Source organism: Microcystis sp. M53603_WE2 (assembly GCF_030065435.1).
In genome coordinates this window covers 1-1,713 of sequence record NZ_JASJFF010000599.1, presented here as the reverse complement: position 1 = coordinate 1,713, position 1,713 = coordinate 1, and the positions used below count along the sequence as shown (strand labels likewise).

Below are 1,713 nucleotides of genomic sequence, written 5' to 3'. Positions count from 1 at the left end.
GAATTAAATATAGATGAACGTATGTTGGGTTGAAGCATGAAACCCAACGCCTGCTCATGTTACGCTACCGCTAACCCATCCTACAAATAATTGTGCCTCCCTACTTAAGCTGCCCGCGAATTTAAATTGCTTGTTGAGATGAGGCACTCTTGCAACAGTAAAGGGATTTGAGGAGATTTAGCCAATCTTAAGGATAGGCGGTTAAAATGCGTCTTAGCCTATCTTAATGGTGGGGGAGGAAGTCTCTGGTTTTTGGGAAAGTCAGAACAATAGCTGGTTGTCTAGAGATGATGACAATGATCCTAAACGTGGTCAAATTGATTTCGCCGCTAATAAAAAAAAGTCGATTGACACAGGAACCAGTTAGCGGCCAAAATTGACTCTATTAGCCGTTGGCAAGCCTTAGAATTGATTGTGTAACAGGTTAATTAAGTCTAGCTCGATCTCGAAAAAAAACAACTAATAATGATCATCGCAGGAGAAAGAAGCGGAGTCGGTAAAACTACGATTACTCTGGCAATCTTGGCCTATTTAATCAGTCGTGGCGATCGAGTGCAATCTTTTAAAGTCGGGCCCGATTATATCGATCCCATGTTCCATAGTCATTTTACCGGTCGCCCCTGTCGCAATCTCGATCCGGTTTTAACTTCTGAAGACTATGTAAAAACCTGTTTTGCCCAACATTGTCAAAATGTCGATTATGCTCTGATTGAAGGGGTAATGGGGCTATTTGATGGTATTCAATTAAGCGATACTCAATTTCCCGATTATGCCAGTACTGCCCATATTGCCCGTATTTTAGGGCTTCCTCTGCTGTTAGTTATCGATTGTAGTCGTTTATCTACCTCTGTCGCCGCTATTGTCCGCGGTTATCAATCTTTAGACAAAAATCTCCATCTAGCCGGAGTTATCCTCAATCGGGTTGGTAGCGATCGCCACCGGCAATTACTGCAAACCGCCCTAGAATCGATCAATATGCCGATTGTCGGGGTTTTGCGTCGTCAAGATTCCCTGACAATTCCCGATCGCCATCTAGGATTGGTTCCCAGGGATGAACTAGGAGAAATCAGGCAACTGCAAGATCAACTGGCTTCTATTGCCCAAAACTGCTTTAATTGGGACATTCTCTTGCCTTTACTCACTATTTCTCCCCAAGAGAACCCGAAAAATCCCCCAGGAGCAAATAAGCTTTTTCCCCCTATCCGTATCGGTATTGCCAGAGATAAGGCTTTTAACTTTTATTATCCCGATAATCTCGATATTTTAGCCAATTTAGGCGCGGAATTAATCTTTTGGAGTCCCTTGCAAGGGGCAAATTTGCCCGAAAACCTGCAAGGGTTGTACTTTGGTGGCGGTTTTCCCGAAATCTTTGCCCCGGAATTAGCGGCTAACACCCCTATCTTAACTCAGGTGAGAAAAGCGATCGCCTCTGGAATGCCCACCTACGCCGAATGTGGGGGATTAATGTATTTATGTGACAAAATAGTTGATTTTGAGCAAAAAAATCATTCTATGTTGCAAATAATCCCCCAATCTGCTATAATGTCCCCGAAATTAACCCTAGGTTATCGGCAAGCCATCGCCAAACAGGAGACGATCCTGCTCAAACCAGGTCAACCAGTGCGCGGCCATGAATTCCATCGCTCCCAATTAAGCGGGGTGAGCGACGCACCGATTTATCAACTGCAAGCATTCCCCAAAAGTGCTATCAAT

The 1,713-nt window shown here is 44.1% G+C and carries 1 protein-coding gene; it reads left to right on the top strand.

Annotated features, from left to right (window positions below; genetic code table 11):
* Positions 1-465 precede the first annotated feature (465 nt).
* On the top strand, positions 466-1,713 hold a 1,248-nt coding region (locus PX481_RS12710), incomplete at its 3' end, for a cobyrinic acid a,c-diamide synthase CobB (protein ID WP_288094684.1).